This window comes from Petrotoga halophila DSM 16923, from assembly GCF_002924615.1.
Map to the genome: position 1 here is coordinate 1 of NZ_JALY01000323.1, position 5,829 is coordinate 5,829.

Annotated in this window: 7 protein-coding genes; all 7 read left to right on the forward strand. The window is 31.8% G+C overall.

Annotated elements, in window-relative coordinates; genetic code table 11:
- Positions 1 to 350, forward strand: a 350-nt coding sequence (locus AA81_RS13605; protein ID WP_211292735.1) for a hypothetical protein, incomplete at its 5' end; no start/stop codon positions are given.
- Between the two features lie 45 nt (positions 351 to 395).
- Positions 396 to 656: a DUF3783 domain-containing protein gene (locus tag AA81_RS13610; protein ID WP_103899331.1), complete on the forward strand. Its 261-nt coding sequence runs from the start codon at positions 396 to 398 to the stop codon at positions 654 to 656.
- 13 nt (positions 657 to 669) lie between these two features.
- Positions 670 to 1,110, forward strand: coding sequence for an RNase H family protein (locus tag AA81_RS13615; RefSeq protein ID WP_281256313.1), 441 nt, complete (start codon positions 670 to 672; stop codon positions 1,108 to 1,110).
- A gap of 285 nt (positions 1,111 to 1,395) precedes the next feature.
- Positions 1,396 to 2,691, forward strand: coding sequence for an ABC transporter substrate-binding protein (locus AA81_RS13620; RefSeq protein WP_103899333.1), 1,296 nt, complete (start codon positions 1,396 to 1,398; stop codon positions 2,689 to 2,691).
- Between the two features lie 42 nt (positions 2,692 to 2,733).
- Complete coding sequence (locus AA81_RS13625) at positions 2,734 to 3,615, forward strand: carbohydrate ABC transporter permease (RefSeq protein WP_103899334.1); 882 nt, start codon at positions 2,734 to 2,736, stop codon at positions 3,613 to 3,615.
- Positions 3,612 to 4,430 (forward strand): carbohydrate ABC transporter permease, encoded by an 819-nt coding sequence (locus AA81_RS13630; RefSeq protein WP_169999816.1) that lies wholly within the window; start codon positions 3,612 to 3,614, stop codon positions 4,428 to 4,430. The genes AA81_RS13625 and AA81_RS13630 overlap by 4 nt, the downstream gene beginning before the upstream one ends.
- Positions 4,431 to 4,584: 154 nt before the next feature.
- The gene (locus AA81_RS13635; protein ID WP_103899336.1) at positions 4,585 to 5,574 is read left to right on the forward strand and encodes an alcohol dehydrogenase catalytic domain-containing protein; all 990 of its coding nucleotides are present in this window, start codon (positions 4,585 to 4,587) and stop codon (positions 5,572 to 5,574) included.
- Positions 5,575 to 5,829: the final 255 nt, after the last annotated feature.

Below are 5,829 nucleotides of genomic sequence, written 5' to 3' on the forward strand. Positions count from 1 at the left end.
TTCCCATAGAGCTTCAAAAGAAATTCTGTATGGAAGAAGAAACAAAACTTAAAGATTTGAAAGAAATTAACAAAGAAATTTTTGATAAAATAGAAGTGTTGACTTCAACACAGCACATTGACCAAGGAATAGACTTGGAAGATTTCTCATTGAAGGCGTATAAAAGTAAAATATCTTTATTATTGGATAAAGTACAAGCTATAGAAGGAAACTCCCCGAAAGGGGTTCAAGGAGTCTCCCCGAAGGGGGTTCAAGGAAATACAAAGGAAATAGAAGATACAACAATTGACGAAAATATTTTAAAATCTTTTCTAACAATAGACAATATGCGATTACTTTTTTCTTACTGAGCAGGACGAAGGGGCGCTAATTTCACAACTTAGGAGGCAGTTTAAATGTATGAAGATATAAAAAACATTCCCACAATTATAATTAACGGTATGTCTAAAGAACAGATACTTAGGATAATGAAAGCGATAAAAAATACGGAAAACTTACCTGAAAATATAATTTTTGCTTCCATTACTCCAACAAGTTCTCAGTGGACAGTTGAAGAACTAATCAAAGAGCTAAAACAAGAGGACCTAGAAATGAAAAAAGTAACAGAAAATCTCAAAAAAGGGGTTTACGGCAATTACAAAAAAGACAGCAAGTGAGAATAAAACTCTCATCGCCTATGTCGATGGGAGTTATGACGTAGAAACAAAAATATACGGTAGCGGAATAGTACTTCTAGATGGTGAAGAAAAACATTTCTTCTTTTCTGGTAATAACCCAGAATACTCATCTAGCAGAAATGTTGCCGGAGAAATAAGTGCATCCATCTACGCAATGGAATACGCTAAAGAAAAAGGTTACGAAAAGATAATAATACACCATGATTACATTGGATTAGAGAAATGGTGTATAGGAGAATGGAAAACAAATAAAAAAATAACCATAGCCTATAAAAATTGCTATAATTATTTTAGTAAATTTTTAAAAATACAGTTCAATTGGGTAAGGGGACACTCAGGAGACCATTACAACACCTTGGCCGATCAACTAGCTAAAAAAGCATTAGAAAGTAAAAAATTCCGTGATTTAATAACGAAATATATAGAAAATTAGTAAAAATTCTTTCCTTTACTTTCCTAAATACTTCTACTGCTATTTCAGGAACCACTTTTAACCTATTTTCCAGTAGGGTAAACATTTAAACTATCCTTTAGTTTTTAAGAAATATGAGATATTAAGAGCAAAAGCTTTATAATCAATTTTAAATGGCAATAATTGCTTATAAATCCATTTAATTGGATTTTACTTTCCGATATTTTTTTGATACAATAATATTAGGTACATAAGAAAGTTACTTATGTAACTATCCCTCGCCCAAAAAATATAGGAGGTGTAAAAATGAAAAAGGGTATTTTGATTTTCTTGACTTTATTTACCATGATTATCGGGTTAGGTCAAACTTCAGACCTTGCTGGTACAGAAATATATGTGGCAATAAGATCTCTTCCAGAAACTGATTTCATTATGAGTAAAGTTTCAGAATTTACTCAGCAAACAGGTATAAAAGTTCGTTTTGTTTTATATCCTGAATTACAATTAAGGGAAAAAGTTGTAATGGATTTTGTAAGTAATGTAGGAGCATATGATGTTATTGCTTTAGATTCTGTGTATGTAGAGGAATTTGTGCAAAAGGGATGGTTACTTCCATTAGACTCTTACCTTAAAGAAGAGACAAACATCGATGATTTTTTCCAAAAAGTCTTACAAATGTTTATTAGAGAAGGAAAAGTTTATGGTCTTCCTGTTTATTCCGAAATAACCCATCTCATGTATAGAAAAGATATTTTTCAAGAAAAAGGAATAAAAGTCCCACAAACTTTTGAAGAATTAGAAAAAGTCGCTTCACAACTAAATAATCCACCAGAGATGTATGGCATTGCTATGAGAGGTCTTCGGGGAGATGGTATGAATGTATACACTTGGACAACATTTCTTAGAGGCTTTGGAGGAAAATATTTTGACGATTCATGGAATCCTGTCTTCAACAACGAAGAAGGAGTAAAATCACTAGAATATTATACAAACCTTCTAACAAAATACGGACCCCCGGGTGTTGCCACGTATAGTTGGGATGATGTACAATCTGCCTTTACCTCTGGAAGTGTGTCAATGATTATAGATGCAAACAATTTTATGACAAGGATTGAAGACCCTGAAAAGTCACAAATAGTTGGAAAGATTGGCTATGCACCAGTTCCTTCTGGTCCTGCTGGAATATTTCCTGGGATATATTCAATGGGATTTGGAGTTAGTGCAATAGGTGCAAAAACAGAAAAAGAAAAACTTGCAGCAGCAGAATTTGTACAATGGGCAACTTCTTCCGAAATGCAGTTGGAAATGGCTTTACAAACCGGTGTAGTAAGTGCTAATAGGAGTTCTGTATTTGACAATCCAGTTTTTCAAGCAAAATATAGTGATGATATATATCCTGGATGGTTATCATCTACTCTATTAAGTTACGATTTAGCAATGCCAGATTTTAGACCGTTGATTCCAGAATGGAGAGAAGTGGGAAATACTGTGGGTATAGCGATCGAACAAGCTCTTTCAGGTGCTTTAACTCCCAAGAAAGCTCTTGATCAAGCAGCAAAAGAATGTGAAAGAATACTGAGAGCATCTGGAAAAATAAAATAATGATACTTAATCTTAGTTAAATTAAAAGGAGGAAAAGTTCGAATGAAACCAGGGCGAGGGATTTTACTAACTTTCATTTTACCAGCTCTTTTAGTGATGTTTTTTATAGCTTTATTACCTTTTGCAATAGCAATCGTTATGAGTTTTACAAACTATAATGTGATGTATTCCTTAGAGCCACAATTCATAGGATTTGAGAACTACATTAATATTTTTACAGACATTAGGGCCTTAAATGCATTAAAAAATACATTTACATTTGTATTTTTTTCGGTTGCTATTGAATTTTGTTTAGCTTTACCACTATCTTATATAATATGGAATACGCTTAAAAATTCTAAATTTGAAAATATTATGATGATATTAATAGCATTTCCTATGCTGATACCAAAGGTCACTAGTGGATTACTTTGGAAATTCTTGTATAACCCTATGTTTGGACCAGTTAATCATATTTTGAATTTCTTAGGTTTCAAAAGCATTGCTTTTCTTTCAAGACCCGATTTAGCCTTACCTTCTATAATTTTCGTTGATATTTGGCAATGGACGCCTTTCTTGATATTAATTTTTTTATCAGCATTAGAGGCATTACCTACTTCCCCATTCGAAGCAGCAATGATAGACGGAGCTAATGAATTTCAAAAATTTTGGAAACTAGCGGTTCCATTGCTAAAACCAATTTTTTTTGTGGCGATAATTTTTAGAGTAATAGATGCTTTAAGAACCTTTGATACTATTTATGTAATGACTGGAGGTGGACCAGGGATAGCAACTGAAACTGTCGATATATATGCTTACCTCATTGGAATATCTCAAGGTGGGCGTATTGCATATGCTTCTTCTGTATCCATAATATTGTTAATCATAACTATTATTTTATCCAACTTATTAGTAAGATTTATGTACAGGGAGGAATCATTTTGAAACGAAAAAATAAGACTTTTTCATTTGTTATTATATTTATTTATATTATTTTTTTATATTGGCCTATTTATTTTTTAATAACTTTATCTTTAAAGAAAAGAATAGATATTGTGGTAACTACTCCAAACATTTTTTTTCAACCAACATTAGATAATTTCAAGTGGATCTTTTCTTTTTCTCAAGTTACAGAAGGGTTAATTAATAGTTTGATTATTAGTTTCTGTAGTGTTGCTTTAGCGATATTTTTGGGAGCTTTTTTTGCTTATGCTCTTTCTAAGTTTAGCTTTAAAGGAAGAGAAGGTTTACGAGATTGGACATTGACTGTAAGAATGTTACCACCAATAGCTATCGTTTTACCAATGTATATTATATGGACAAACTTAAATTTGTATGATACATATTTATCTTTAATAATTACTTATTTGGCTATTTCTCTTCCTTTAGTTATTTGGTTATTGATGGGATTTTTTAATCAAATCCCAACTGAAATCGAAGAAGCAGCAAGAGTTGATGGTGCAGGTTATTTTAAGACTTTCTTTGTAATTGCTTTACCTAATTCTATACCGGGAATAATAGTAGCTGCAATGTTAAGCTTTATATTTGTTTGGAATGACATGTTTTTTGCATTTGTACTAAGTTCTTTACGTTCGACTCTACCTGTAGTAATAAATTCTATGGCAACTACTGGATTAGAAGTACGTTGGGGAGAAATGGCAGCTTTAGGTACAATTTCTTTACTACCTGCCTTAATTTTTAGTATTTTAGCGAGAAACCTGCTAATTCGTGGATTTCAAGGACTATATGCTGAAAAATAAAAAATAGAGGGAAATCTTACCACACCACTCATAGTGGCACTATTTTATTCAGGGTATCTTTTTACAGAAAAATAATAGAAAAGATCAAAAAACAGATTTTTAGTACCATTTTTTAAGTTTCACATCCACACATATTATACGAGGAGGAAAAAAGATGAAAGGTGTAATAATTGAGGGACCTGGAAAGTTAGAAGTAAAGGAATTCGAAACTCCAGAAATATCTTTACCTGAGGAAGTTCTTGTAAAAGTGGAAGGCTGTGGAGTATGTGGCACAGATATTCATTTATATCAAGGATTAGAATTCGCCAAATACCCAGTTATACCCGGACATGAATTTGTCGGTAAGATTATTAGGATGGGCAAAACAGCGGAAAAATATTTCAAAGTGGGAGATAGAGTAGCAATCGATCCGAATCTTCCTTGTTACGTCTGTCAGGAATGTAGAAAAGGTAGATATAATTTATGCTCAAATATGGTAAATATAGGAGTAAATAAAGATGGCGGTTTCGCTGAATATACAGTTGTTAATTACAAACAAATTTATCGAGTGCCCCTTGGATTAGATTTAAAGATAGCTGTTTTAGCCGAACCAGTGTCTTGTATTATCCACGGTATTGAAAAGGGGAACCTTCAATTTGATGACAAAGTTTTGATTATCGGGGCAGGACCTATTGGTATACTTACACAAAAAATTTTGGAAAATGTATATGGAGTAAAAGAAGTATTTGTTCAAGAAATCAATGAAAAAAGAATTGAAAATGCTCAAAAATTAGGAGTTAAAAATATCTCAAAATCTTATTCCTTATCTTTTGATGTAATTTTTGAAATGAGTGGCAGCCTTCAAGGATTCGAAGAAAGTTTGAAAATTTTAAACAAAGGTGGCATTCTTGTTCAATTTGGAGTAGCTCAAGAAAATTCATTTGCAAAAATAAATCAATACAGCATTTACAAGAAGGAACTTAATATCATAGGAAGTTTTGTAAATCCTTATACAATGGCAAAAGCTTTAATGATTCTTGATGCATATTCCCCTGTATTTTCCGGGATAGTAGATAAAGAAATTGAAACTTTTGAAGAACTTTCCCAAATTTTGAAAGGAGAAATTAGAACAACAGATTTTACCAAAGCAATTTTGACATATTGATGTTCTTCAAACTAACGGTAAGCAACAAAAAATCAAAGGTTTGTAGAATGTTAAACAATATTGAATATCAGTGGATCATTAGAAATGACCTTATAAATAATTCTTACCCACCTCAGAAATAGGCAAAAGCAATGATTAACTAAAGGTAAAATAAGTTAAGACAAGAAGAAAAAGAACTAAAATATTGAATAATTGTCCAAAATGCTCTTTGAAAACAGAAATAATACTTAAAAAAAATGAAAAGTAATTAGAATT

Bases quoted from the DNA above. Each gene is read 5' to 3' on its own strand.
- AA81_RS13610 (WP_103899331.1), top strand. From the start codon at position 396: ATGTATGAAGATATAAAAAACATTCCCACAATTATAATTAACGGTATG.
- AA81_RS13635 (WP_103899336.1), top strand. From the start codon at position 4,585: ATGAAAGGTGTAATAATTGAGGGACCTGGAAAGTTAGAAGTAAAGGAA.
- AA81_RS13625 (WP_103899334.1), top strand. From the start codon at position 2,734: ATGAAACCAGGGCGAGGGATTTTACTAACTTTCATTTTACCAGCTCTT.
- AA81_RS13620 (WP_103899333.1), top strand. From the start codon at position 1,396: ATGAAAAAGGGTATTTTGATTTTCTTGACTTTATTTACCATGATTATC.